The organism is Cronobacter sp. HA18006, from assembly GCF_011605445.1.
GTDB lineage: Bacteria > Pseudomonadota > Gammaproteobacteria > Enterobacterales > Enterobacteriaceae > Cronobacter > Cronobacter sakazakii.
Genome location: NZ_JAANQB010000011.1, coordinates 419,731 through 444,802 on the forward strand (window position 1 = coordinate 419,731; position 25,072 = coordinate 444,802).

The 25,072-nt window shown below is 58.9% G+C and carries 21 protein-coding genes and 4 pseudogenes; 18 read left to right on the forward strand and 7 right to left on the reverse strand.

Annotated features, from left to right (window positions below; translation table 11 throughout):
- Positions 1–104: 104 nt before the first annotated feature.
- Positions 105–326 (forward strand): cell surface composition regulator GlgS, encoded by a 222-nt coding sequence (glgS, locus tag G9X48_RS03730; protein WP_004385853.1) that lies wholly within the window; start codon positions 105–107, stop codon positions 324–326.
- A gap of 33 nt (positions 327–359) precedes the next feature.
- Here glgS and G9X48_RS03735 read toward each other — a convergent pair whose 3' ends face one another.
- Positions 360–545, reverse strand: a complete 186-nt coding sequence (locus G9X48_RS03735; RefSeq protein WP_105551799.1) for a hypothetical protein — start codon at positions 543–545, stop codon at positions 360–362.
- Here G9X48_RS03735 and hydN point away from each other — a divergent pair.
- From hydN to fdhF (G9X48_RS03760), 5 genes are all read left to right on the forward strand, one after another.
- On the forward strand, positions 529–1,074 hold the full coding sequence (hydN, locus tag G9X48_RS03740) for an electron transport protein HydN (RefSeq protein ID WP_004385851.1): 546 nt from the start codon (positions 529–531) through the stop codon (positions 1,072–1,074). The genes G9X48_RS03735 and hydN overlap by 17 nt on opposite strands.
- Positions 1,075–1,108: 34 nt before the next feature.
- On the forward strand, positions 1,109–3,259 hold the full coding sequence (gene fdhF / locus G9X48_RS03745) for a formate dehydrogenase subunit alpha (RefSeq protein ID WP_097641988.1): 2,151 nt from the start codon (positions 1,109–1,111) through the stop codon (positions 3,257–3,259).
- 44 nt (positions 3,260–3,303) lie between these two features.
- The gene (hypF, locus tag G9X48_RS03750) at positions 3,304–5,550 is read left to right on the forward strand and encodes a carbamoyltransferase HypF (RefSeq protein WP_097641989.1); all 2,247 of its coding nucleotides are present in this window, start codon (positions 3,304–3,306) and stop codon (positions 5,548–5,550) included.
- Positions 5,544–6,566, forward strand: coding sequence for a HoxN/HupN/NixA family nickel/cobalt transporter (locus G9X48_RS03755; RefSeq protein WP_105536317.1), 1,023 nt, complete (start codon positions 5,544–5,546; stop codon positions 6,564–6,566). Before hypF ends, G9X48_RS03755 begins: the two co-directional genes overlap by 7 nt.
- 158 nt (positions 6,567–6,724) lie before the next feature.
- Positions 6,725–8,872 carry a formate dehydrogenase subunit alpha gene (gene fdhF / locus G9X48_RS03760; RefSeq protein WP_097641626.1) on the forward strand — a complete coding sequence of 716 codons (2,148 nt, stop codon included), beginning with the start codon at positions 6,725–6,727 and terminating at the stop codon, positions 8,870–8,872.
- Between the two features lie 40 nt (positions 8,873–8,912).
- Here fdhF (G9X48_RS03760) and G9X48_RS03765 read toward each other — a convergent pair whose 3' ends face one another.
- The gene (locus tag G9X48_RS03765) at positions 8,913–9,824 is read right to left on the reverse strand and encodes a LysR family transcriptional regulator (protein WP_097641625.1); all 912 of its coding nucleotides are present in this window, start codon (positions 9,822–9,824) and stop codon (positions 8,913–8,915) included.
- 125 nt (positions 9,825–9,949) lie between these two features.
- On the opposite strand from G9X48_RS03765, the gene G9X48_RS03770 reads away from it, so the two are divergent.
- Positions 9,950–11,332, forward strand: a complete 1,383-nt coding sequence (locus tag G9X48_RS03770) for an MFS transporter (RefSeq protein WP_097641627.1) — start codon at positions 9,950–9,952, stop codon at positions 11,330–11,332.
- 114 nt (positions 11,333–11,446) lie between these two features.
- A complete protein-coding gene (locus G9X48_RS03775; protein WP_012124949.1) occupies positions 11,447–11,665 on the forward strand; it encodes a hypothetical protein in 219 nt (72 codons plus the stop codon).
- A gap of 45 nt (positions 11,666–11,710) precedes the next feature.
- Here G9X48_RS03775 and iraP read toward each other — a convergent pair whose 3' ends face one another.
- On the reverse strand, positions 11,711–12,055 hold the full coding sequence (gene iraP, locus G9X48_RS03780; protein ID WP_004385463.1) for an anti-adapter protein IraP: 345 nt from the start codon (positions 12,053–12,055) through the stop codon (positions 11,711–11,713).
- Between the two features lie 322 nt (positions 12,056–12,377).
- On the opposite strand from iraP, the gene G9X48_RS03785 reads away from it, so the two are divergent.
- Complete coding sequence (locus G9X48_RS03785) at positions 12,378–12,779, forward strand: GFA family protein (RefSeq protein WP_199780280.1); 402 nt, start codon at positions 12,378–12,380, stop codon at positions 12,777–12,779.
- 169 nt (positions 12,780–12,948) lie between these two features.
- Here G9X48_RS03785 and betA read toward each other — a convergent pair whose 3' ends face one another.
- Genes betA through betI form a run of 3 tightly spaced genes read right to left on the reverse strand, consistent with a single transcriptional unit; the run spans position 12,949 to position 16,736 of the window.
- Positions 12,949–14,628 carry a choline dehydrogenase gene (betA, locus tag G9X48_RS03790; protein WP_097641624.1) on the reverse strand — a complete coding sequence of 560 codons (1,680 nt, stop codon included), beginning with the start codon at positions 14,626–14,628 and terminating at the stop codon, positions 12,949–12,951.
- A 27-nt stretch (positions 14,629–14,655) separates the two neighbouring features.
- Complete coding sequence (gene betB, locus G9X48_RS03795) at positions 14,656–16,128, reverse strand: betaine-aldehyde dehydrogenase (protein WP_097583923.1); 1,473 nt, start codon at positions 16,126–16,128, stop codon at positions 14,656–14,658.
- A complete protein-coding gene (gene betI / locus G9X48_RS03800; protein ID WP_004387948.1) occupies positions 16,128–16,736 on the reverse strand; it encodes a transcriptional regulator BetI in 609 nt (202 codons plus the stop codon). The genes betB and betI overlap by 1 nt, the downstream gene beginning before the upstream one ends.
- Positions 16,737–16,987: 251 nt before the next feature.
- On the opposite strand from betI, the gene G9X48_RS03805 reads away from it, so the two are divergent.
- Positions 16,988–19,018: a choline transporter gene (locus G9X48_RS03805; protein WP_087599917.1), complete on the forward strand. Its 2,031-nt coding sequence runs from the start codon at positions 16,988–16,990 to the stop codon at positions 19,016–19,018.
- A 92-nt stretch (positions 19,019–19,110) separates the two neighbouring features.
- Here G9X48_RS03805 and G9X48_RS03810 read toward each other — a convergent pair whose 3' ends face one another.
- A complete protein-coding gene (locus G9X48_RS03810; protein ID WP_038880760.1) occupies positions 19,111–19,671 on the reverse strand; it encodes an AAA family ATPase in 561 nt (186 codons plus the stop codon).
- A gap of 88 nt (positions 19,672–19,759) precedes the next feature.
- Between G9X48_RS03810 and G9X48_RS03815 the strand changes: the two genes are divergently transcribed.
- From G9X48_RS03815 to tssJ, 8 genes and pseudogenes are all read left to right on the forward strand, one after another.
- Positions 19,760–20,050, forward strand: a complete 291-nt coding sequence (locus G9X48_RS03815) for a hypothetical protein (RefSeq protein WP_004387945.1) — start codon at positions 19,760–19,762, stop codon at positions 20,048–20,050.
- A 541-nt stretch (positions 20,051–20,591) separates the two neighbouring features.
- Positions 20,592–21,089, forward strand: coding sequence for a type VI secretion system contractile sheath small subunit (tssB, locus tag G9X48_RS03820; protein ID WP_007849582.1), 498 nt, complete (start codon positions 20,592–20,594; stop codon positions 21,087–21,089).
- A gap of 34 nt (positions 21,090–21,123) precedes the next feature.
- Positions 21,124–21,534: pseudogene (locus G9X48_RS03825) on the forward strand (type VI secretion system contractile sheath large subunit); the annotation flags it as partial.
- Positions 21,530–21,850 (forward strand): annotated as a pseudogene (tssK, locus tag G9X48_RS03830) (type VI secretion system baseplate subunit TssK); the annotation flags it as partial. The pseudogenes G9X48_RS03825 and tssK, both read left to right, overlap by 5 nt.
- Positions 21,847–22,077, forward strand: a pseudogene (locus tag G9X48_RS21585) (DotU family type IV/VI secretion system protein); the annotation flags it as partial. The pseudogenes tssK and G9X48_RS21585, both read left to right, overlap by 4 nt.
- A 21-nt stretch (positions 22,078–22,098) precedes the next feature.
- Positions 22,099–23,481: pseudogene (gene tssF / locus G9X48_RS03835) on the forward strand (type VI secretion system baseplate subunit TssF); the annotation flags it as partial.
- Positions 23,436–24,533, forward strand: a complete 1,098-nt coding sequence (gene tssG, locus G9X48_RS03840; RefSeq protein WP_085046860.1) for a type VI secretion system baseplate subunit TssG — start codon at positions 23,436–23,438, stop codon at positions 24,531–24,533. The pseudogene tssF and the gene tssG, both read left to right, overlap by 46 nt.
- Complete coding sequence (gene tssJ / locus G9X48_RS03845) at positions 24,514–25,041, forward strand: type VI secretion system lipoprotein TssJ (RefSeq protein WP_181145375.1); 528 nt, start codon at positions 24,514–24,516, stop codon at positions 25,039–25,041. Before tssG ends, tssJ begins: the two co-directional genes overlap by 20 nt.
- Positions 25,042–25,072: the final 31 nt, after the last annotated feature.

Below are 25,072 nucleotides of genomic sequence, written 5' to 3' on the forward strand. Positions count from 1 at the left end.
TTACCGGAACCTTCCGAAACCGCCTCATGCCTACCAGGAATCCTCTGAATAAAAAAAGCGCGGTGCAGCATCGTATACAGTTGTTGAACTGGAGGGAGAAACTGATGAACAGACAAGATATTTATTCGTTCAAGAACTTTGATTTTCTGGCGAGCAGTTTTGCCCGTATGAACGGAGAAGGACGTCGTATCGATATCGATGCCGTCACCGGCAATATGAGCGAGGCGCAGTCCGCCTGGTTTCGTGAACGTTACAACCACTACCGTAAACAAGGGCTGCAACTGACAATGAGCGCCGCCCGTAATGAAACGGATCTGTGCGCATAACGGCATAAAACGTACTACCGATGAAGCGGGTTATCAGACCCGCTTTTTTGTTGCCTGAAATCCGTCAATTTCATCGTCATAAATGTCGATGACACCTTCGCTCCAGCCTCCCTCGAAAATAAAATCATTTAAAATCATCATATTAAAATCTGGCACGGATCGTGTATTAGCGAGTGGGTTCAACCCATAGCCGGAGATCATGATGAACCGCTTCATCATTGCTGATTCAAGTAAATGTATAGGATGCCGCACCTGCGAGGTGGCGTGCGTGGTATCGCACCAGGAAAACCAGGACTGCGCCGCGCTCACCCCGCAAACCTTTCTGCCGCGCATTCACGTCGTTAAAGGCGTCAACGTTTCAACCGCCACCATGTGCCGCCAGTGTGAAGACGCACCGTGCGCCAGCGTCTGTCCGAATGGCGCGATCACCCGCGACAATGATTTTGTCCACGTCCACCAGCAGCGTTGCATAGGCTGCAAAACCTGCGTCGTGGCGTGCCCGTACGGCGCGATGGAAGTCGTGGTGCGCCCGGTGGTACGCAACAGCGGCGCGGGCCTCAACGTCCTGGCCGAGAAAGCCGAAGCTAACAAATGCGATCTCTGCCATCACCGCGCCGAAGGCCCGGCCTGCATCGAGGCATGCCCGACTAACGCCATCGTCTGCATCGATCGCAACCGCCTGGAAGCGCTCAGCGCCGAACGCCGCCGCCGTGCCGCGCTCGATGGCCTCTCATCCCTGGCTTTCTAAGCCACTGATTTCACTTTTAACAGGTCTGTTACTGATGAAAAAAATCACCAGCGTCTGTCCGTACTGCGGTGCGGGTTGCAAACTCAAGCTCGTCGTGGATAACAATAAAATCGTTCGCGCCGAGGCCGCCGAAGGCGTCACCAACCAGAACCAGCTCTGCCTGAAAGGCTATTACGGCTGGGATTTCTTAAACGATACCCAGCTTCTGACGCCGCGCCTCACCCAGCCGATGATCCGCTACCAGAAAGGCTGCGCATTCCAGGCGGTCTCCTGGGATGAGGCCATTCGCTATACCGCAGAGCGCCTCTCGGCCATCAAAAAGCAGTATGGCCCGCGCGCCATCATGACCACCGGCTCCTCGCGCGGCACCGGCAACGAAACCAACTACGTGATGCAGAAATTCGCCCGCGCAGTGCTCAACACCAATAATGTCGACTGCTGCGCGCGCGTCTGTCACGGGCCGTCGGTGGCGGGGCTGCAGCAGACGCTCGGCAACGGCGCGATGAGCAACTCCATTGGCGATATTGAAAACTCAAAATGTTTGCTGGTGTTTGGCTATAACTGTGCCGATTCGCACCCGATTGTGGCGCGTCGCGTGCTGAAAGCCAAAGAAAACGGCGCGAAAGTGATTGTCTGCGACCCGCGCAAAATCGAAACCGCGCGTATCGCCGATCAGCATCTGCAAATCAATAACGGCTGCAACATGGCGCTGGTCAACGCTTTTGGTTACGTGCTGCTTGAAGAAGCGCTGTATGACAAAGAGTATGTGGCGCGCTACACCGAAGGGCTCGACGCCTACCGCGAGACCGTAAAAGATTACGCGCCGGAAGCCGTCGAGCATCTCACCGGCGTCAGCGCGCAGCAGATCCGCCAGGCGATGCGCACCTTCGCCGCCGCGCCGTCCGCCACCATTATGTGGGGCATGGGCGTCACGCAGTTCGGCCAGGCGGTGGATGTCGTCAAGGGGCTCTCAAGCCTGGCGCTGCTTACCGGTAATCTCGGGCGCGAGCATGTCGGCGTCGGCCCGGTGCGCGGCCAGAACAACGTGCAGGGCGCGTGCGATATGGGCGTGCTGCCAAACCAGTTCCCTGGCTATCAGGATGTCGAAGACGCGGCGGTGCGGGAAAAATTCGCGCGCGCCTGGGGCATCGATCCGGCCGTGATGGACGACAAAATCGGCGTGCGCATCACCGAGGTGCCGCACCTGGCGCTCGAAGGCAAAGTCAAAGCCTACTACATCATGGGCGAAGATCCGCTCCAGACCGAAGCCGATCTCGGCCTGGTCCGTCAGGGCTTCGACGCGCTCGATTTTGTGGTGGTGCAGGACATCTTTATGACCAAAACTGCCGAAGTGGCGGACGTTCTGCTGCCCGCCACCTCCTGGGGCGAACATGGCGGTGTCTTTACCTGCGCCGATCGCGGTTTCCAGCGCTTTGAAGCGGCGGTGAAACCTAAATATAACGTCAAGCGCGACTGGGAAATCATCAGCCTTATCGCCACCGCGATGGGCTACCCGATGCATTACGACAACAACCAGCAGATCTGGGACGAAATGCGCGAACTCTGCCCGCTCTTCTACGGCGTGACGTACCAGAAAATGGGCGATATGGGGCACGTGCAGTGGCCATGCCCGACGCTGGAACACCCCGGCACGCCGTACCTCTACGCCGGGAATCACTTCGATACGCCGACCGGCAAAGGCCAGCTTTTCGCGGCACCGTGGCGCGCGCCGGCGGAACAGCCGGACGCCGACTACCCGCTGGTGCTGTGTACCGTGCGCGAAGTGGGGCACTACTCCTGCCGCTCGATGACCGGCAACTGCGCGGCGCTGCAAACGCTCGCCGACGAGCCGGGCCGCGTGCAGATGCACCCGCAGGATGCGGAACGCCTCGGCGTGCGGGACGGTCAGCTGGTGTGGGTCAACTCGCGTCGCGGGCGGGTCATCAGCCGCGCTGACGTCAGCGAGCGCATCAATCCCGGTGCGGTCTACATGACCTATCAGTGGTGGATCGGCGCGTGCAACGAGCTCACCCAGGACAATCTCGACCCGGTCTCCAAAACGCCGGAAACCAAATATTGCGCGGTGAATGTCGAGGCTATCGCCGATCAGCGCGAGGCCGAAGCCTATGTCCAGACCACCTATACCAGCATGAAGGCGCGCCTGCGCGACGCCGCTGCGGTATAGCTCAGCCTGCGCGGGCCTTGTGCCCGCGCGTTTTTGACGAGACGATGAACCTTAACGGTACGATTTTACGCATTCAGGGCCGCGTGCAGGGGGTCGGTTTTCGCCCCTTCGTCTGGCAACTGGCGCAGCGGCTGGCGCTTACCGGCGACGTCTGCAACGACGGCGCGGGGGTGGAAGTGCGCCTGACCGGCGGCGAAGGGGCGTTTATCGCCGCGTTGTGGCAGCACTGCCCGCCGCTCGCGCGTATCGACAGCGTCAGCGCCGCGCCGTTTCGCTGGCCGCAGCGGCCTGACGCGTTTTCCATTCGCGAGAGCGGCGGCGGGGCGATGCGCACGCAAATCACCCCGGACGCCGCCACCTGCCCGCAATGCCTGCGCGAACTCAACGATCCCGCAGACCCGCGCTGGCGCTATCCGTTTATTAACTGCACCCATTGCGGCCCGCGCTTTACCATTATTCGCGCGATGCCCTATGACCGTCCCAATACCGCGATGGCGGGCTTTCCGCTCTGCGCGCCATGCGAGACGCAATACCGCAATCCGGCCGACCGGCGCTTTCACGCGCAGCCCGTGGCCTGCCCGACATGTGGCCCGCAGCTGAGTTGGGTGAGCGGTGAAAAGACGGCACAAAAAGAGGCGGCGCTGCAGGCCGCCATCGCTGCGCTCATTGCAGGCCAGATTGTTGCCATTAAAGGCATCGGCGGGTTTCATCTCGCCTGCGACGCGCAAAACGCTATCGCCGTGGCGCGCCTGCGCGTGCGTAAGCATCGCCCGACCAAACCGCTGGCGGTGATGCTGACGGACGCCGCAGGGCTGCCGGATGACGCCCGCGCGCAACTGACTACGCCTGCTGCCCCGATTGTGCTGGTGAATAATGCGCACCTGCCGCCGCTGTGTGAGGCCATCGCGCCGGGGCTTAACGAAACTGGCGTGATGCTGCCTGCGAACCCGCTACAACACCTGCTGATGCAGGGCGTCGGGCGTCCGCTGGTGATGACCTCCGGCAACCGCAGCGGCGAGCCGCCCGCGCTCACCAGTGCGCAGGCGCTCTCGCAGCTTAGTGAGATTGCCGACGGCTTTTTGCTGCATAACCGCGACATCCTGCAGCGGATGGATGATTCGGTGATGCGATCCTGCGGCGAGATGCTGCGCCGGGCGCGCGGCTTTGTGCCGGACGCCATCCCGCTGCCGCCGGGCTTTGCCGATATCCCCGCCACGCTCTGCCTCGGAGCCGATCTTAAAAACACCTTTTGTCTCGCGCGCGGCGGCGAGGCGGTGCTGAGCCAGCATCTGGGCGATCTCAGCAATCCGCAGACCGAAGCGCAGTGGCGCACGGCGCTGGCGCTGTTTCGCGACATTTACGATTTTCACCCGCAGCAGGTGGTGGTGGATGCGCATACGGGGTATCGCAGCAGCGCGCTCGGTGAGGCGATGGGGCTGCCGGTGAAACGCGTTCTGCATCACCATGCGCATATTGCCGCCTGCCTTGCCGAGCACCGCTGGCCGCGCGACGGCGGCCCCGTCATTGCGCTGGCGCTGGATGGCATCGGCATGGGAGAGGGCGGCGCGCTGTGGGGTGGCGAGTGTTTGCTGGTGGATTATGACCGCTGCGAACGGCTCGGCGGCCTGCCTGCGGTGGCGCTGCCGGGCGGTGACCTCGCGGCGCGTCAGCCGTGGCGTAACTGGCTCGCACAGTGGCAGGCGTTTGTGCCGCAGTGGCAAACGCTTCCGCAGGCCGCCGGGCTTCTCGTTAAACCCTGGGCACCGCTTACGCGCGCGATGGTGCGCGGCATTAATGCGCCGCTTGCGTCATCGACCGGGCGTTTATTTGACGCCGTGGCGGCGATGCTCGGCGTGGCACCTGAGACGCAAAGCTATGAAGGCGAGGCGGCCTGCCGCCTGGAAGCGCTGGCGCAGCGTCATGGCCCGGTGTCGCATTCAGTGACGTTGTCACTTAAGGGCGATGCTTTCGACATGCCCGCCTTCTGGGCGAGTCTGCTGGCATTTGACGCACCATCGGGTGCCCGCGCCTGGGCGTTTCACGACGCACTCGCAAGCGGCCTCGCGATAATGGCGCGCCGTCACGCCAGCGCGCGCGGCATCACCACCATCGCCTGCGGCGGCGGGGTGCTGCATAACCAGCTTATGCGCGAACGGCTCGCCTTTTATCTTCACGATTTCCGGCTGCTGCTGCCGCACGTGTTGCCCGCAGGCGACGGCGCGGTGGCGTTCGGCCAGGCGGCGATTGCCGCCGCCGCGTTTTCATCACTTACAGGAACGACGTCATGCTGACTCAAATGCGTAATCTTCCCCCCCGCGCGCTGGCCCTGGTGGCCGTGCTCGGTCTTGCCAACCTGGCCGCCTGGATCTGGGCGTTTTATGCGTTTCACGACACTCCCGCGCTGATGGCCGCGAGTCTGCTCGCCTGGGGCTACGGCCTGCGCCACGCGGTTGACGCCGACCATATCGCCGCCATTGATAACGTTACGCGTAAAATGATGCAGCAGGGTAAACACCCGTGTGGCGTCGGGGCGTGGTTTTCGCTCGGCCACTCCAGCATTGTGGTGCTGGCGTCGGTCGCCATTGCCGCGACCGCCGCGGCGGTAAAAGAAGACATGGCCTGGTTTCATGAGGTGGGCGGCGTGATTGGCACCACCGTCTCGGCGGTATTTCTGCTGGCGATGGCGCTGGTGAATCTGGTTATCCTGCGCGGTATCTGGCAGAGCTTCAGCCGCTTAAAACGTGGCGAACCGCTGAATATGCCCGCGGATGCCGTGACCGCCGGCGGGCTGATGAGCTGGGTGTTTCGCGCCACCTTCCGGCTGGTGAGTAAAAGCTGGCATATGTATCTGGTCGGTTTTCTCTTCGGGCTCGGCTTTGACACCGCCACCGAGATTGGCGTGCTGGGCATCTCGGCGGCGGGCGCGTCACACGGCATGTCGGTCTGGTCGATTCTGGTCTTCCCGGCGCTCTTTACCAGCGGTATGGCGCTTGTCGACACGCTCGACAATCTGGTGATGGTCGGCGCGTATGGCTGGGCTTTCAGCAAACCGCAGCGCAAGCTCTACTACAACATGACCATTACCGGCACGTCGGTGGTGGTGGCGCTGTTTATCGGCGGGCTGGAGGCGCTGGGGCTGCTGATGGATAAATTCGGTCTTTCCGGCGGTTTCTGGAGCTGGGTGGCGGGCGTGAACGATAATCTTGGCGACGCCGGGTTTATCGTGGTTGGTTTGTTCATCGCCTGCTGGGCGCTGTCTATTCTCAACTACCGCCTGAAAGGCTACGACGCGCTGCCTGCGCGCTGAGCCGCCACGCGCCTTTCGTCACGTCACTTTTGACGAAAGGCGCGCCCTCGACAGTGATTTTTCCTTTTCAACCCGCGTGCGGCGCGCTTTCCGGCAGCTGGCACGCTTTCTGCATTATTCGCTCCACTCTTTACGCAGTTAACTCTGGAGCATAACCGATGAAAAAAGTCGTTACGGTTTGCCCCTATTGCGCGTCGGGTTGCAAAATCAACCTGATCGTCGATAACGGCAAGGTCGTTAAGGCGGAAGCGGCAATGGGGAAAACGAATCAGGGCGATTTATGCCTGAAAGGCTATTACGGCTGGGATTTTATTAATGATACCCAGATCCTCACCCCGCGCCTGAAAACGCCAATGATCCGCCGCAGCCGCGGCGGCCGGCTGGAAGCGGTCTCCTGGGAGGAGGCGCTCAATTATGTGGCGCAGCGCCTTGGCGACATCAAAGCCAAATATGGGCCCGATGCCATCATGACCACCGGCTCCTCACGCGGTACCGGCAACGAAACCAACTATGTGATGCAAAAATTTGCCCGCGCGGCGATCGGCACCAATAACGTCGATTGCTGCGCGCGCGTCTGACACGGCCCCTCGGTTGCAGGTCTGCACCAGTCGGTCGGTAACGGCGCCATGAGCAACTCCATCACTGGCATTGAAAATACCGATTTAGTCTTTGTATTTGGGTACAACCCGGCGGATTCGCATCCGATCGTCGCTAATCGCGTGATCAAAGCGAAGAAAAACGGGGCGAAAATTATCGTCTGTGACCCGCGGAAAATCGAAACCGCGCGGATTGCGGATAGACATCTGGCGCTGAAAAACGGCTCCAACATCGCGCTGCTGAACGCGATGGGGCACGTGATTATCGAAGAAGATCTCTGGGACCACGCCTTTGTATCGGCGCGTACTGAAGGTTTTGAAGAGTATCGCAAAATCGTCGAGGGCTATACGCCGGAGTCGGTGGAAGCTATTACCGGCGTCAGCGCTGAGGAGATCCGCGAAGCAGCGCGGATGTACGCCCGCGCGGAACGTGCGGCGATCCTCTGGGGCATGGGCGTGACGCAGTTTTACCAGGGCGTCGAGACCGTGCGTTCACTGACCAGCCTCGCGCTGCTGACGGGTAACCTCGGCAAACCGAGCGCGGGCGTTAACCCGGTACGCGGGCAGAATAACGTACAGGGCGCGTGCGACATGGGCGCGCTGCCGGATACTTATCCGGGCTATCAGTATGTGAAATTCCCTGAGCACCGTGAGAAATTCGCCAAAGCCTGGGGCGTGGCGTCGCTGCCGGCGCATACTGGTTATCGCATCAGCGAGCTGCCGCACCGCGCGGCGCATGGCGAAGTGCGCGCCGCTTACATCATGGGCGAAGATCCGCTGCAAACCGATGCCGAGCTCTCGGCGGTGCGCCAGGCATTCGAGACGCTGGAGCTGGTGATTGTGCAGGACATTTTCATGACCAAAACCGCTGCGGCGGCGGACGTGATTTTGCCTTCCACCTCCTGGGGCGAGCATGAAGGGGTCTACACGGCGGCGGATCGCGGCTTTCAGCGTTTCTTTAAAGCGGTGGAGCCGAAGTGGGATCTGAAAACCGACTGGCAGATCATCAGCGAGATCGCCACCCGGATGGGCTACCCGATGCATTACGACAACACTAAACAGATCTGGGATGAGCTGCGCGCGCTGTGCCCCGATTTTTATGGTGCCACCTACGAGAAAATGGGTGAGCTTGGCTACATCCAGTGGCCGTGTCGTGATGAATCCGACGCCGATCAGGGCACCGATTACCTCTTTGAGAAGGAATTCTCCACGCCTAACGGTCTGGGGCAGTTCTTCACCTGCGACTGGGCGCCGCCGCTCGACCGGGTCAATGAGGAGTATCCGCTGGTGCTCTCCACGGTGCGCGAAGTGGGGCACTACTCCTGCCGCTCGATGACCGGCAACTGCGCCGCGCTGGCAGCGCTGGCGGATGAGCCGGGTTATGCGCAAATCAACAGCGCCGACGCACAGCGCCTCGGCATTAAAGACGAGGCGCTGGTGTGGGTGGTATCGCGCAAAGGCAAAGTCATTACCCGCGCGCAGGTGAGCGACAGGCCGAACAAAGGCGCGGTCTACATGACGTACCAGTGGTGGATTGGTGCCTGTAACGAGCTGGTGGCGGAGAATCTAAGCCCGATCACGAAAACGCCGGAGTATAAATACTGCGCCGTGCGGGTCGAACCGATAGCCGATCAGCGAGCCGCCGAGCAGTATGTGATTGACGAGTATAACGCCCTGAAAACCCGGCTGCGGGAGTCGGCGCAGGGTTAAATAGCTAATCCCCCGCAAGGGGGATTTTTTTGCCCGGCATTCAGCCTTCCGGCATCCGCGCGCGGCACTCCGCCAGGACAAACTGGCGCAGCCAGCGGTGCGCCGGATCTGCATCCAGACGCGGATGCCACATCTGTGAGACGGTAATGGGCCGGGTCGCCACAGGTAATTCAAACCACGTAAGCCCGGTATCGCCCGGCAGATTAATCAGAAACGAGGCGGGCACCAGCGCCACCAGATCGGTACCGCGCGCGACGGCGAGCGCCGCCGGGAACCCCGGCACCACCGCGGCAATATTACGTGACAGCCCCAGTTGCTCGAGCGCGTCATCGACCGGCCCGGTCAGCACGCCGCGCCGCGACGCCGCCACATGGTTCCACGCGGTGTAATCCTCTGGCGTGACGTTACGCCCGGCGAGCGGGTGATCGCTTCTCACCACGCCCACGAAGCGGTCACTAAACAGCCGCTGCTGTTTGATTTCCGGCCCCATCTCGCCCGGCACACCGATTTCCAGATCCGCCTCGCCTTCACGCAAGGGCCGGTCGCTTTTCACCGGCTTGGGCGCAAAACGCAGGCGTATGCCGGGCGCACATCGTGCAGCCGCCGCAATCAGCGCCGGGCCGAACGCCTCCACAAAACCGTCGTTGGCGCGCAGTGTAAACGTCTGCTGGTGGCGTGTGATATCAAATTCCTGCGGCGCGGGGCGCAGTACGGCGCGCGCGGCAAAGACCGCGCCCTGCGTGCGCTCGCGAAGGGAATCAGCGTAGGGCGTGAGCACCATCTGGCGTCCGGCGCGCACCAGCAGCGGGTCGCCGGTGGTCTCGCGCAGGCGGCTTAGCGTGCGGCTCATCGCCGACGCGCTTAAATTCAGGCGACGCGCCGCCGCCGCAACGCTTTTCTCGGCGAGCAGGACATCCAACGCGAACAGCAAATTTAAATCCGGGTCATTCATCGTCAGGCTCCGGGTGTCATCATGACAGATGGCGTTTCATGCAGGGATAAAATGCAATCGTTGCGTCTTCCGCTATGTATCGCCGGAAAGTAGAGTGAACGCAAGCACACATTTTCGGAGTGACCATGACGTTATTTACTGACCTGCCCGGCGATGAAGGGCTGCCGGGGCGCGAGCGCGCGCTGGCGATGATCGCGGTGATGACCAGTACCACGATGGCGGTTTTTGATGGCGCGATGGTGAATATCGCGCTGCCGGAAATGGCCCATACCCTGAATGCGACGGCGGCGCAGACTGTCTGGGTGGCGAACGGCTATCTGCTCTCGGCGGCGATGACGCTCGCGATTTTCGCCGCGCTGGCCGGGCGGCTCGGCTTTCGCACGTTATTTGCCGCAGGCGTCGGGCTGTTTACGCTCGCTTCACTCGGCTGCGCGCTTTCACCGTCGCTCCCCTGGCTTGTGGCGATGCGAATTTTACAGGGCGTGGGCGGCGCGGCGACGCTCAGCATCGCGCCCGCTATTCTGCGCACCATTTTCCCGAACCGGCTGCTCGGGCGCATTCTCGGCATGAACGCGCTGCTTATCGCCACCAGCACGGCCATCGCGCCGGTGCTGGGCGGCGCGCTGCTCGCCACGCTCGGCTGGCCCTGGCTGTTCGCGATCAACATTGCACCGGGCGTGCTGGCGCTGCTGCTGACGCTGCGCACGCTACCCAATGATACACACCCGTCGCGCGGGCCGTTTGATGTGCCAGGCGCGCTGCTTTCGGCGCTGATGCTCGGCGCGGCGGTGATGGCGTCAGACGCGCTGTCGCTTGAGGCGCTACTCGGCTTCGGCGCACTGGCGCTGGTGGCGGGCCTGCTGCTGGCCTGGCGTTTAAAACGCGCGCCAGCGCCGCTGCTCCCGCCACAGCTCTTTGCCAACGCGCGGTTTTCGCTCGCGGCGCTGACCTCGCTGGCGTCGTTTGTGAGCCAGGGGATGACCTTCGTGGCGCTGCCGTTTCTGTTCCAGAGCGTCTACGGTTACAGCGCGCTCCACGCCGCGCTGCTCTTCACCGCCTGGCCTGTCGGGATCATTCTGGTGGCCCCGCACGCCGGGCGATTGGCCGACCGCTACGCGCCGTCGGTTATCGCAACCGTAGGCCTGGGGCTCTTCGTGGCGGGCCTGGTGGCGCTGGCGTTGCTGCCTGCGCACGCCGCCGCCTGGGACATCAGCCTGCGCGGATTGCTGTGCGGCATTGGGTTCGGCTGCTTTCAGAGCCCGAATAACCGCGAGATGCTGGCGGGCGCGCCGCGTGAATACAGCGGTTACGCCTCCGGCGTGCTGGCGATTATGCGCACCTTCGGGCAGTGCCTGGGCGCGGCGCTGGTGGGTGTGCTCCTCACTGTAGGGGCAACGTCTGCCAGTGGTATCGCCGAGGTCGCAGGCGTGCGTCTCGCGCTGTGGATCGCCGCTGCGGCCTCGCTGCTGGCGCTGGCCTTCAGCGTCAGTCGTTTACGCAAGCGTTAAGGCCACAGGGCGGTCACCTGTGCTATTCCCGCGTTACCGGGCGGGTTATAAAATCAGGCGCGCCCGCGTAGCCTGTGTTAAGGTCGATTTTTAATCGAACCAGAGGGCTGATAAATGCCAAAGAATGTCGTGACAATTTTGCCAGGCGGACAGGTTGAGCATGTTGCTGTGGATGATGAGCTGCAGGTCATGCGGATCAGCGGAGAAAAGGGCGCCACGCTTGAGCTGCCGATCGAAAGTTATAAGCTCGACGGAGAAACGTATCTGGTGGCGCGGTTTTCCGGGCTGGTGAGCGATCAGGAAACCGAAAACGCGATCCGACAGTTCTATTAATGTTGGGTTACAGGGGCACAGAGCCCCTGTAACGTTTATTCGCGGTCAGAATTGCTTATCGCTGGTGAGAGAGGATGAGAGTTTACGCAAGGCGTCAATATCCAGTTCCGGCTTCTCTTTATCCAGTACGCAGGCAATGGATAACAGCTCGTTAAACTGGTTGAGTAATATTTCAGTGTCCGATTTAAACGCGTTATCTTCTGCATCCAGCGCCGCATTGATGGCTTTTTTCACGCCCTCAATCATCTCATCCATTCCGCCGTTTTTCCCGATAGTCATTAGCATGGCGCTTAACAGCAGTGCCTGCGCTTCTACCTGAGCCGTCAGAATTTTCGCTTCCGCATCCATTTTCGAGATTTTAGCAATCATGCTGTAAATCACATTATTCATGGCACTTCCTCCTTTTGCTCGACCAGCATATCAGGGAGGCGAGCACGGGCAATGTTGTGTAGTCTTAAATCAGCGCAGCGCGCCGCAAGAATGCTGAACGCAACGGCCTGTGCCTTGCGCGCAGGTGTGGTTCAGAGAAAGTCGTTAAAAGCTGTCATTAAAAGAGAGGGGGTACCTATTATATATACGATAACAGGCCCGTCTGTCTGCATATTCACACGTAAAAGCGCGGGCGTAATCGCATAATCCCCACGTACCGCCTCGCGCGGGCGAGCGCCGCTGAAAATAATTTATTGGCAAGGAGATATATAGCGTGGAAAAAATGAATGGCCAGTGTCACTGCGGTACGGTGAAATTTACCGTGGAATTAACGGACGGGCTGAATACCGCCCGCCGCTGCAACTGCTCTTATTGCCGGATGCGTGGCGCTATTACGGTGTCGGCACCGCTCAGTGGTATTACGGTGCTGGAGGGTAAGGAAAAACTGACGGAGTATCGTTTTAATACCCGCCAGGCCGCGCACTATTTCTGTTCGGTGTGCGGCATTTATACCTTTCACCAGCGACGTTCAAACCCGGATCAATATGGCGTGAATGTGGCTTGCCTTGAAGGCGTTTCGCCCTTTGATTTTCCTGAAATCAAAGTGACAGAAGGTATTCACCACCCGAACGACGGTGGGGGCGGGGTCGCCGGTTATTTACGTTACACGCCGGTTGAAAAGTGACGGCCTGCGCCAGAAGAACCGCGTTAGCAGAAACGTGACCAGATAAAGGTCCGCGCCAAAACAAGATGTGCGATCACGCCGGGGTGAGGCTATATACACGAGATGGCGTTTGCCGCCGCGCTGGCGGGCGAAAAGCCGGTAAGCGGCGAGCTTACCGGCAAGGGAAGGGTTATGGACGCAGGGGTTCGCCGCGCACCGGGCGGTCGCCCGCCACAAAATAGCGGGCGGTGCTGCGCGGCAGCGGCGTGCGGCCACGGATGTTATCCGCGATTTTCTCGCCGATCATGATGGTGGTCGCGTTCAGGTTGCCGGTGATAATCAGCGGCATGATGGACGCATCCACCACGCGCAGGCCTTCCAGCCCGTGCACGCGGCCTTCGCCATCCACAACGGCCATCTCATCGCTGCCCATTTTGCAGGTGCCGCACGGGTGATAGGCGGTCTCTGCGTGGTTACGGACAAATTCGTCAAGCTGTTCGTCAGTCTGGCAGTCGATGCCCGGGCTGATTTCCCGGCCACGGAATTTATCCAGCGCGGGCTGGTTGATTATCTGGCGCGTGATGCGAATGGCGTCGCGGAACTCCTGCCAGTCCTGCTCGTGCGACATGTAGTTAAACAGGATCGCCGGATGCTGGTGTGGGTCGCGCGATTTAATGCGCACGTGGCCGCGGCTCGGCGAGCGCATAGAGCCGACGTGACACTGGAATCCGTGCGCTTCGACGGCGTTCGAACCGTTGTAGTTAATCGCCACTGGCAGGAAGTGGTACTGAATGTTCGGCCAGGCGAACTCTTCGCGGCTGCGGATAAACCCGCCGCCTTCAAAGTGGTTGCTGGCACCAATGCCGGTGCCGTTAAACAGCCACTCGGCGCCGATTTTCGGCTGGTTCCACCATTTGAGCGCCGGGTAGAGCGAGACTGGCTCTTTACATTCGTACTGCAGATACATCTCCAGGTGATCCTGAAGATTTTCGCCGACGCCCGGCAGATCATGCACCACCGGAATATCAAATTGTTTCAGCAGTTCCGCATTACCGACGCCGGAACGCTGGAGGATCTGCGGCGAGGCGATAGCACCCGCGCAGAGCAGCACTTCACGGCGCGCATGAACCTCCTGCGGCGTGTTGCTGGCACCGTGAAGATACGCCACACCCACCGCGCGTTTGTTCTCAAAAAGAATGCGGTCGGTTGTGGCATGGGTGATGATTTTCAGGTTCGGGCGCTGTTTCGCGGTATCCAGATAGCCGCGCGCGGTGCTGGAGCGGCGGCCCTTCGGCGTGACGAAACGATCCATCGGACCGAAGCCTTCCTGCTGATAGCCGTTCAGATCGTCGGTACGCGGATAGCCCGCCTGCACGCCTGCTTCTATCATCGCTGCGAACAGCGGGTTGTTGCCTGGCTTGCAGGTGGTGATGCTGACCGGGCCGTCGCCGCCGTGGTAGTCGTTCGCGCCGATATCGCGCGTTTCCGACTTACGGTAGTAGGGCAGGCAGTCGAGATAGGTCCAGCGCTCAAGGCCGGGCTGCTGCGCCCAGTTGTCGAGATCCATCGCGTTGCCGCGGATATAACACATGCCGTTAATCAGCGACGAGCCACCGAGGCCCTTGCCGCGCCCGCACTCCATGCGGCGGTTGTTCATATACGGCTCAGGCTCGGTTTCATAGGCCCAGTTATAGCGTTTGCCCTGTAACGGGTACGCCAGCGCCGCCGGCATCTGGGTGCGGAAATCAAAACGATAGTCAGGACCGCCCGCCTCCAGCAGTAATACAGTGACATCGCTGTCTTCGGTCAGTCTTGTTGCCAAAACATTCCCTGCGGATCCGGCTCCGATAATGATGTAATCAAATTCCATTAGTCGTTCCTCAGGTTAAAAGGTGGATCAAAATACGGACTGAAAGCGGGTCATCTCGACCTGCACGGATTTCACCTGCGTGTAGTTTTGCAGGGTCATCAGCCCGTTTTCACGGCCAATGCCGGAGTGTTTGTAGCCGCCGACCGGCATCTCGGCTGCGGATTCACCCCAGGTGTTGATCCAGCAAATCCCGGCTTCAATCTGGTGAATCACGCGGTGCGCGCGGTTGAGATCCTGCGTGACGACGCCTGCGGCGAGGCCGTAATCGGTGGCGTTGGCGCGCTGTATGACTTCGTCTTCGCGCTCGTAAGTCAGAATCGACATCACCGGCCCGAAGATCTCTTCGCGCACGATGGTCATGTCATCGCGGCAGTCGGTAAAGACGGTGGGCTCAACCCAGGCACCGTTATCGAACCCGTCGCCGGTCAGACGTTTACCGCCGCACAGGACGCGCGCGCCTTCACGAATGCCGGTGTCGATATAACGCATGACGTTGTCGCGGTGTGCGAAGCTCACCAGCGGGCCGAAGTTCGTGGCGGGGTCGTTCACGTCGCCCGCTTTGATACGCGCCACGCGCGCGGCGATTTTCTCTTCAAAGGCCGCCTGCCATTTCGCCGGGATAAACACGCGCGTGCCGTTGGTGCAGACCTGGCCTGAGCTGTAGAAGTTGGCCATCATGGCGATATCGGCGGCGAGATCGAGATCCGCATCGTCAAAAATGATGAGCGGCGATTTACCACCCAGCTCCATCGTCACCTCTTTCAGCGTCGATCCCGCCGCGTTCGCCATGACTTTTTTGCCGCTGGCGACGCCGCCGGTGAAAGAGACTTTATCGATGCCCGGATGTTCGGTCAGCAGTTGTCCGGTGACGGCACCGCTGCCGTTAAGCACGTTAAAGACGCCGTCCGGCACGCCCGCTTCGGTGTAAATTTCCGCAAGCTTAAGCGCGGTAAGCGGCGTCACTTCGCTCGGCTTGAAAATCATGGCGTTACCGGCGGCAAGCGCCGGCGCGGATTTCCACAGCGCAATCTGGATCGGGTAGTTCCACGCGCCGATGCCCGCCACCACGCCGAGCGGCTCGCGGCGCGTGTAGACGAAAGCGGTGTCGCGCAGCGGGATCTGCTGCCCTTCAAGCGAGGGGATAAGCCCCGCGTAGTATTCCAGCACGTCGGCACCGGTGACGATATCCACCGCCTGGGTTTCGCTCAGCGGTTTACCGGTGTCGAGCGTTTCCAGCGCGGCCAGTTCATCGTTGCGCTCGCGCAGGATATCGACCGCGCGGCGCAGGATGCGCGAGCGCTCCATCGCAGTCATCGCCGCCCAGATTTTCTGGCCTTTGCGGGCCGCTTCCACGGCACTATCGACATCGGCCTTGCCTGCTTCATGCACCTCGGCGAGCACGTCGCCGTTTGCCGGGTTGATGGTCTGGAAAGTGTTACCCGTGGCGGAGGGTACATATTTGCCGTCAATATAAAGCGGCTGTTCTGCGAATCGGGACATCATTCCTCCTTCTCATGGGGTGCTGCGCCAGCCAGTTGCTGGCGGATGAATTGGGTGGTGAGCGTGCGGGCGGTCTCCAGATTAAACGGCTGGCCGCTCAGCGCCGCGCGCAGCCACAGGCCATCAATGAGCGATGCCAGACCATGCGCCGCCAGCCGCGCCTGTTCGCGCGGCAGCTCGCGGCGAAACTCGGCGGCGAGCGTCGAAAACAGGCGGCGGCTGCTGACGCGCTCAAGCCGCCCGAGCTGCGGCTGATGCATGCTGCTGGCCCAGAAATCGAGCCAGGCTTTCATCGCCGCGCTGTGTACCTGGGTGTCATCAAAGTTGCCTTCGACGATCGCCAGCAGGCGCGCCTCAGTACTGGCCTGCGCCAGCGGCCTCAGGCGGGCGGCGACGGCGTCGCGAAGCTGGCGAGTAATGTCGCGCATGGTCGCTTCGAGCAGGCCGTTTTTGTCCTTAAAGTAGTGGCTGATAATGCCCGCCGAGACGCCCGCCCGGCGCGCGATCTGCGCGATGGTGGCGTCGTTGATCCCAACATCATTAATGGTGCTTAACGTTGCATCAATTAACTGCCTGCGCCGTATCGGCTGCATTCCTACTTTGGGCATGACCCGGACTCCGCTTCACCACGTTGTTAATATCTATTAGAACTTTTTTTGATTGGACGTTCAATATAAAAAAAGAAATTGTTAAGATGCTGTGATTGTTTTGTCGCAAAAGCGAAACGGTACGCTACGCTAAAAGGTGATTAATCACCGTCATGAATTATTGGAAAGGAGAAGAGACGCGCCTTAGGGGCGGAGAACAATAAACACGCTAACGCTTTCATTTTTGACAGGATATTAACCAGAGGTAACCGATGACTAATCCACCTGCCAGTGAAAAAAACAGAATTAACCCCGTGGTGTTTTACACCTCAGCCGCGCTGATTCTGACTTTTTCACTGGTCACTATCTTCTTCAGTGAGCTGTCTGCGGCCTGGATCCAGACGGCGGTCAACTGGGTCTCGGCGACGTTTGGCTGGTATTACATGCTAGCCGCCACGCTCTATATCGTTTTCGTTATTTTCATGGCCTGCTCGCGCTATGGCGATATTAAACTCGGGCCTGAACAGTCAAAACCCGAATTCAGCCTGCTGAGCTGGTCGGCGATGCTGTTTGCCGCAGGCATCGGTATCGACCTGATGTTTTTCTCCGTGGCTGAGCCGGTCACGCAGTATATGCAGCCGCCGACAGGGGCAGGGGAAACCATCGAAGCCGCGCGACAGGCGATGGTCTGGACGCTGTTTCACTATGGTCTTACGGGCTGGTCAATGTACGCGCTGATGGGTATTGCGCTCGGCTACTTTAGTTATCGCTATAACCTGCCGCTGACCATTCGCTCCGCGCTGTACCCAATTTTCGGTAAACGCATTAACGGACCTATCGGCCACACCGTTGATATCGCGGCGGTGATCGGCACCATTTTTGGCATCGCGACGACGCTTGGCATCGGCGTGGTGCAGCTTAACTACGGCCTGAAAGTGCTGTTTGATATCCCGGAAGGGCTGACGGCGCAGATGGCGCTGATTGTGCTGTCGGTGATTATCGCCACCATTTCGGTGACATCGGGCGTCGATAAAGGCATCCGTTTTCTTTCGGAGCTGAACGTTATTCTGGCGCTGGGGCTTATCCTGTTTGTGCTGTTTATGGGTAAAACGGATTTCCTGCTGAACGCGCTGGTGCTCAATATTGGCGATTACATCAACCGTTTTATGGGGATGACGCTCAATACCTTCGCTTTTGATATGCCGCGCCAGTGGATGAACAGCTGGACGCTCTTCTTCTGGGCCTGGTGGGTGGCGTGGTCGCCGTTTGTCGGGCTGTTCCTGGCGCGCATTTCGCGCGGGCGCACCATTCGTCAGTTCGTGCTCGGCACGCTGATTATTCCGTTTACCTTTACGCTGCTGTGGCTCTCGGTGTTCGGCAACGCGGCGCTGTATGAGATCATTCACGGCGACGCAGGCTTTGCGCAGGAAGTTATCGCTCACGCCGAACGCGGCTTTTACAGCCTGCTGGCGGAGTATCCGGCGTTTAAACTGAGCGCGTCGGTCGCGACCATCACCGGCATGCTGTTTTATGTGACGTCCGCCGATTCCGGCTCGCTGGTGCTTGCGAACTTCACCTCGAAGCTGAAAGACATTAACAGCGACGCTTCTAACTGGCTGCGTATTTTCTGGTCGGTCGCCATCGGCGTGCTGACGATGGGGATGCTGATGACCAACGGCATCTCGGCGCTGCAAAACACGACAGTTATCATGGGCCTGCCGTTCAGCTTCGTCATTTTCTTCATCATGGCAGGCCTCTATAAATCGCTGAAGGTGGAAGATCACCGTCGCGCCAGCGCCAGCCGCGATACGGCGCCGTATATTCCATCGGGCAACGACCGTCTGAGCTGGAAAAAACGCCTGTCACGGCTGATGAATTATCCGGGAACACGCTATACCCAGCAGATGATGGAAACCGTCATTTACCCGGCAATGGAAGACGTGGCGAAAGAGCTGGAGCTGCGCGGCGGCCGCGTGACGCTGAGAAAAGTGGCGCCGGACGACGAGACGCCGCTGGGATACCTGGATCTGCGCGTGCATCTTGGCGAGGAGCAGGATTTTATTTATCAGGTGTGGCCGCAGCAATATTCGGTGCCGGGCTTTACCTACCGCGCCCGCCGCGGGAAATCGCACTATTTCCGTCTGGAAACCTTCCTGCTGGAGGGCAGCCAGGGCAATGATCTGATGGATTACAACAAAGAGCAGGTGATTATCGATATTCTCGACCAGTACGAGCGTCATTTGAACTTTATTCATCTTCATCGCGAAGCGCCGGGCAATAATCTGGTTTTCCCGGAGGTGTAAAGGAATGAGGCCACGCGAGTGGCCTTTTTTGATCCCGGCGCGGGAGAGGCGGAATGAGAAACAGGCCAGGCCATCAGGACAGTTTGTGTTGATTACTGGCATGGCGGAATTAACGCGGTTTGTGCCCGTATCCAGTGGGCTCGTGCCCGCGGCGTGGCGAATGGAATTTCCGCCAGTTCATAGCCGTAGCGCGTGTAGACTTGCTTCATTGCTTCCCAGGTACGTACCGCTTCTTCAAATGTCTGCCTGCGTTCGGCGTCCTGCGTGAAGATAGCTTTCCAGGGCGGCGCGATGAAAACGGTGGCGTCGTAGCGCAATCGAAGTGCGGCGTCGTGAAGCGTTTCTGGTACAGGCAACTCACACAGATTCAGGTAACCAATGATATCCGGAATGCCTCTGTCGAAGAACACCACATCATTCATCGCGTCGGCTGCATACCATGCCTGCTTTTCCCGGTTGAGCATCATCGCCGCGAACGCTTCTCTGTCGAGCCACGGCAGCGCAACGCCGCCCGCGCTTACCTGTTCCTGAATAATTGCTCTGCCGGTTTCTGGCGATGTGTTCCATCCCGCGCGGGCAAGGCTCGCCAGTAGCGTACTTTTGCCTGCGCCGGGCCCGCCTGTGATGACGATTTTACGGGTTGTTAAAATCATAATAACGGCCTCTTTGCTTTCAGAAGTCTGTTCGCACGCTATGCTTTCTGGGGCGCGCCTCGCGCGAACTTTTATGCGGAGTAAGGTGATGAAATTAATCGTGACGATGATGTTTTTCGGCGGGATGTGCAGTCTCCCTGCGTTTGCCTCAAGCGATGACAGCTGGCAGGCATTGTTCTCCGCGATGAACAAGGCTTGTGTCAGCGCGGCGGGGATAGACGAGGTGCAAGTTTCGAAACCGGTGTTATTCCCGGATGAAACGGGTATGGCAGGGCTAATGATGAAAGGCAACACTGGCAAGATGAAACACAAGGTTAGCCTGATTTGTCTGTATGACAAAGCAAAAAAGAAAGCGTTTGTCAGCGAGTATACGTGGTGAAAGGGAACATGTGTCGTGCTATTAACGCCGACATTTAAACGAGCAGTAGTATTATTTATTAATGGATGATTTCGAATTGGCGCCCTGATTATTATTAGTGCGTCAAATGTATTTTTGGGATGAATTGCCTGCGGGTGAATGTTATTCCCTGAAATATATTTTTATGGTGAATTTTTTTTGAGGCTGAATTTTTGGTGGGGGATTCGCCTTTGCGCAGTGCGGATTTTTCCTCTTATTTCTTCGTAGTCCAGATCCGGACGTCATTTTCACCTGCCGGTTTCTGTGTTTGTGTATAAATACACGGAGTAGGAGTCGTTTTGTATTATATCAAAGGCTGTCTGTAAGCTTTATTGTTTTTTGAAATGCAGTGTAACAGATATAAGAATCGGGCCTCTTGTATACGCTGGCTTCGGGCGTAACATATTTAAAGTGTTTGATTTTATCTGCCGTAAAGGATGCGGCAGAGAATGCGGCAGGGATTGTCGCTGACGCTCCCTGTTCTTTCCGTCAACGTCAAATTGCCTTAATGAAGGAACACGTCATGTCTGGTTCATTTCAGGAAGAAATTCCTAAAGCCCGTATTAACCTGAAGTTAAATCTGCACACCGGCGGCGCGCAGAAAAAAGTTGAGCTGCCGCTGAAATTACTGGTCACCGGCGATTTCAGTCACGGCCAGGAGCACCGGCCGCTGTCTGAGCGCAAAAAAATCGACATAAACAAAAATAATTTCGACAGCGTGCTTTCGGAATTTTCACCGGCGCTGAATCTCGCCGTGGAAAATACCCTGGCCGGTGACGGGCGCGAAGAAAACGTGCGCCTGACCTTCCGCCAGATGAAAGATTTCGAGCCGGAGCAGGTGGCGCGGCAAATTCCCCAGCTGAAAGCCATGCTCGCGATGCGCAATTTACTGCGCGACCTGAAATCCAATCTCCTTGATAACGCCACCTTCCGCAGGGAGCTGGAAACCATCCTGAAGGATCCGGCGCTGAGCGATGGCTTACGCGCGGAACTGGCGTCGCTGGCCCCGAAACACGCCTGAGGCGCACCGGGTTTATTACGGATTAACGAGAGAAATGCTGATGTCTGTTCAGAACACCCCCACTGCTGCCGGCGCCACGCAGGTGCAGGAAACCACCGGCGGCGTTTACGCCTCGCTGTTTGAAAAAATTAACCTTCACCCGGTCGACGCGCTCGATGATATCGACGCCTGGCAGGACAGCCAGCGCCTGGCGGACGCCTCCGCCGATGAACGCGTGACCGCCGCGGTCCGGGTTTTTCTGGAGCGCCTGAAACAGTCCGGCCAGCAGGTTGAAAAGCTCGACAAAACGCTGCTTGACCACCATATCGCCGAGCTGGACCGGCAAATCAGCCGCCAGCTGGATACGGTGATGCACCATCCGGAGTTTCAGCAGGTGGAATCGCTGTGGCGCGGCCTGAAGCATCTGGTGAACCGCACCGACTACCGCCAGAACGTGCGCACGGAAAGGGGCGGATTTCTATCTTTCGGTGCGTTCAGCGCTGCCGAATCACGAACTCCAGACCCGTTTTCCGCAATTGTGCAAAGCGGGCAGCCATGACGACGTTTCAGAGGTCGTCAATATCGCGCTCAGCGGTATTGTTATCAAACCGCTCAGTCATGTTCCTGCAGCGATTCCGCTGCGTCTCGAGAATCAGTATTTCGCGCTGGATCTGACCACCGATGCCGCCCGCGCCATGCTCGACGCCGGGAACTGCGCCTTCTACACGCCGCAGTCTCTCGGTGAGGTGAAACTGGAACTGTTTGCGGTGCTGCGGTCATGAAAAAAGATGAAATAAACCTCATAAACAGGGTGTTTTATCCTGGCTGGCTGATGGTCAGCCAGTTACGCAGCGGGCAGGTGGTCAACGATGGTGAAGCGCTTTATCGCCGCGCCTGCCAGTGGATCACTACAGCACGCCAGACGCTGACTGACGCAGGTTTCAGCGAGGCGAGTTGTGAAACGATGGTGTATGCGTACTGCGCGCTGATCGATGAAAGCGTGATGAACCGTGACAGTCAGGACGACGGGTATCGCACCACCCGTGATGTGGCGCTGAACCCGCTTGCGATATCACAGGTTGCCATGACCGTGGAGCCTGACGGGCGTTCCGTGCTGCGTATCCGTTTCGCCTGCAGCGAACAGGCCGACTGGCGACAGGTGGATCTGCGCCACCTGCCGATGTATCTCGGCGAGGACGCTATAACAGCCAATGCGCTCCACTTCATGCTGACTAAACGTCAGGCGGCTCTCTATCTGCGGCTGCCGGGAAAGACAGAACGAATAAAACTGGATGGCTATTTTTCTCCAGGCGGGTTTGGCGACGACGACATGCTATGGCCGAAAGGCGATAGCGCCTTCAGCGGCTGGCAGCTTTTGCTGGAGTACTTCACCTTTCGTGAAAAGTTTATGTTCGTTCATCTTAACGGTCTGGAAGGGGTTACATTGCCGCCGGGAACGTCGCATTTTGACATCGACGTGGTGTTCAGCCAGCTCTGGCAGGCCGATTTACCCGTCACCGACAGCGCGCTGCGCCTGCACTGTGTGCCGGTCATTAACCTGTTCACGCTGGAAGCCGATCCGCTGACGATAAACGGGCTGGAAAACGAATATCTGCTGCGTCCGAAGCGCCTGCAGGACGGGCATACCGAAATTTATTCCGTGGATGCGGTCACCGGATCGGGCCGAACCGGCGAGGCCCGGTATGTGCCTTTCACCAGCTTCCGTCATCAGGGCGGCATGATGCGCCGTCACGCGCCTGAACGTTACTACCACACCCGCGTAAAGCGTGGCGTCACCGGAATGCATGATACCTGGCTTATTCTGGGCGGCGAGAAGTGGGAGAGGGATCGGATGCTGGAGAAAGAAACCATCTCATTGCGCATCACCTGCACCAACGGACAACTGCCGCGCCGGGCTTTGCAAAGCACGCTGCTGGATCGTTGTGAACAGGTCACGGAAACGCCACTGACCGTTCGTAACCTGTGTAAGCCAACGCTACCCGCGTATCCCCCCGTCGAGGACCGTTTCCACTGGCGGGTAATGAGTCATCTGGGCACCCGATTTATCAACATGATGAGCAGCGCAGAAGTGCTTCGCGGCACGCTGGCGCTGTACAACTGGCGTGATGATGAACTGAATAACCGTCGGCTGGAGGCGATCCTCGCGATAAATCACTACCGCATTCAGCGGTTTGAAGACGGGTTTCTTTTACGTGGGCTCGACATCGAAGTCACGCTCGACAGTCACGGTTTTGCGGGCGAAGGCGATATCCACCTCTTCGGGGAAATGCTCAACCGCTTCTTCGCGCGCTATGCCGATATGAACCAGTTTAATCAGCTAACGCTTATTGTTCAGCCAGAAGGGAAATGTATCCGTTGGAAAGAGAATCACAGTCCGCGCCTGCCCGGCTGAAGGAAGAGACGCGGCAACAGCTGCCGTATATGAATTTTTATCGGTTTTGTCAGTGGCTTGAGCGAAGCCATCCGGGGCTTCCTGTTACCGGTAGCGACTGGCAACTTCGCCATGAGCCGGTACGTTTTCGCCCGCATCCGGGTATGGGATTTCCGGCTGGTGAAATACGCGGCTCAGAGACCAGCGAACATCCGCATCTCCCGCCGACAGTACGTATCACTTTCATGGGGCTTTATGGTATTGAGGCACCGTTGCCGACGCAGTATATCGACGACATCGCGCAGCGGCGGGAAGGCTACGAGGCGACGTGCGATTTTCTCGATATCTTTAATCACCGGTTAATAGCCCAGTACTACCGCATCTGGCGAAAATATTCGTATCCCGCCACCTTTCAGTCAGGCGGAGTGGATAACACCTCACAGTATCTGCTCGGCCTCGTGGGGCTTGGGATCCCTGGCTGCGCATCTGCCGCGGGTACGCCACTTTCACGTTTTCTGGCGCTGTTGCCTGTAATGATGTTGCCCGGGCGCACGGCAGAAGGCCTGGGCGCGCTGGTCAGGCTTCTTGCGCCGCAAACGCAGACTGCGGTATTTCATCACGACCGCTGCCGTGTTCCGCTGAAAGCGTCCGCCAGAATGAGTATGCGTCAGCCGCTTAGCCTGAAGCATCGTCCCGTCATGGGAACCTACGCCACCGACGTTAATGGTCAGGTCTTATTGATGCTCACCACTGACGATGCCGAAGAGGCCCGGGGCTGGCTGCCTGACGGAGAGCTTAACCGCGATCTTAACGCGCTGCTGCACGTCTATCTCGGCGTGCACCTTAATGTGCGAATGCAGCTGCGCGTACCGCGGCACTTATTAGCGGATGCCCGCCTGTGCTGTAAGCCGGAATATCCCGTGCAACTGGGCCGCACGGCGTTGCTGAAGCCGCTTAATGCCGCTGCGCGGCGCAATAATGAGATGATTACCATTCCTCTGGGCCGTTGGGAACAGGTTCAGGAAAACATTCACCGTAGGGAGAGCGATGAAGATGGCGAATACCGCTGGTAAAGTGGTGGCTGTAATGCTGACGATGGCAGTGCTGGCGGGCTGTGGGTTGACGCAAAAAGTCACAGACGGTGCCGCTTCGGTGACCCGCTCGCTGTTCTTCAGACAGATAAAAACGCTGCATCTGGATATTCGGGCAAGGGAAGGCGTCAATAACAATGAGAGCGGGGCGGCGCTGGCGACGGTCGTGCGTATTTACCAGCTGAAAAACCGTAAGGCGTTTGACAGCACTGATTACCCCTCGCTATTCGCCGATGACAGCCAGGCCATTAAAGCGGATCTGGTCGCTGAAAAAGATATCCAGTTGCGGCCAGGAGAATCATTCTCACTGGATATGCCTCTGGAGGAGACGGCGCAGTATGTGGCCGTGGCGGGGATGTTTATGGCCCCTGACGACACCAACGATAGCTGGCGTCTGGTGCTGTCACGTGACGATCTCGAACCGGATACGCCGAGAATTATTGAGGCCAGCAATAATCGCCTCACGCTTCAGCCGGTTAACGACAAATAAAGAAAGGGCCACCCGCAAAAGTGGCCCTTTT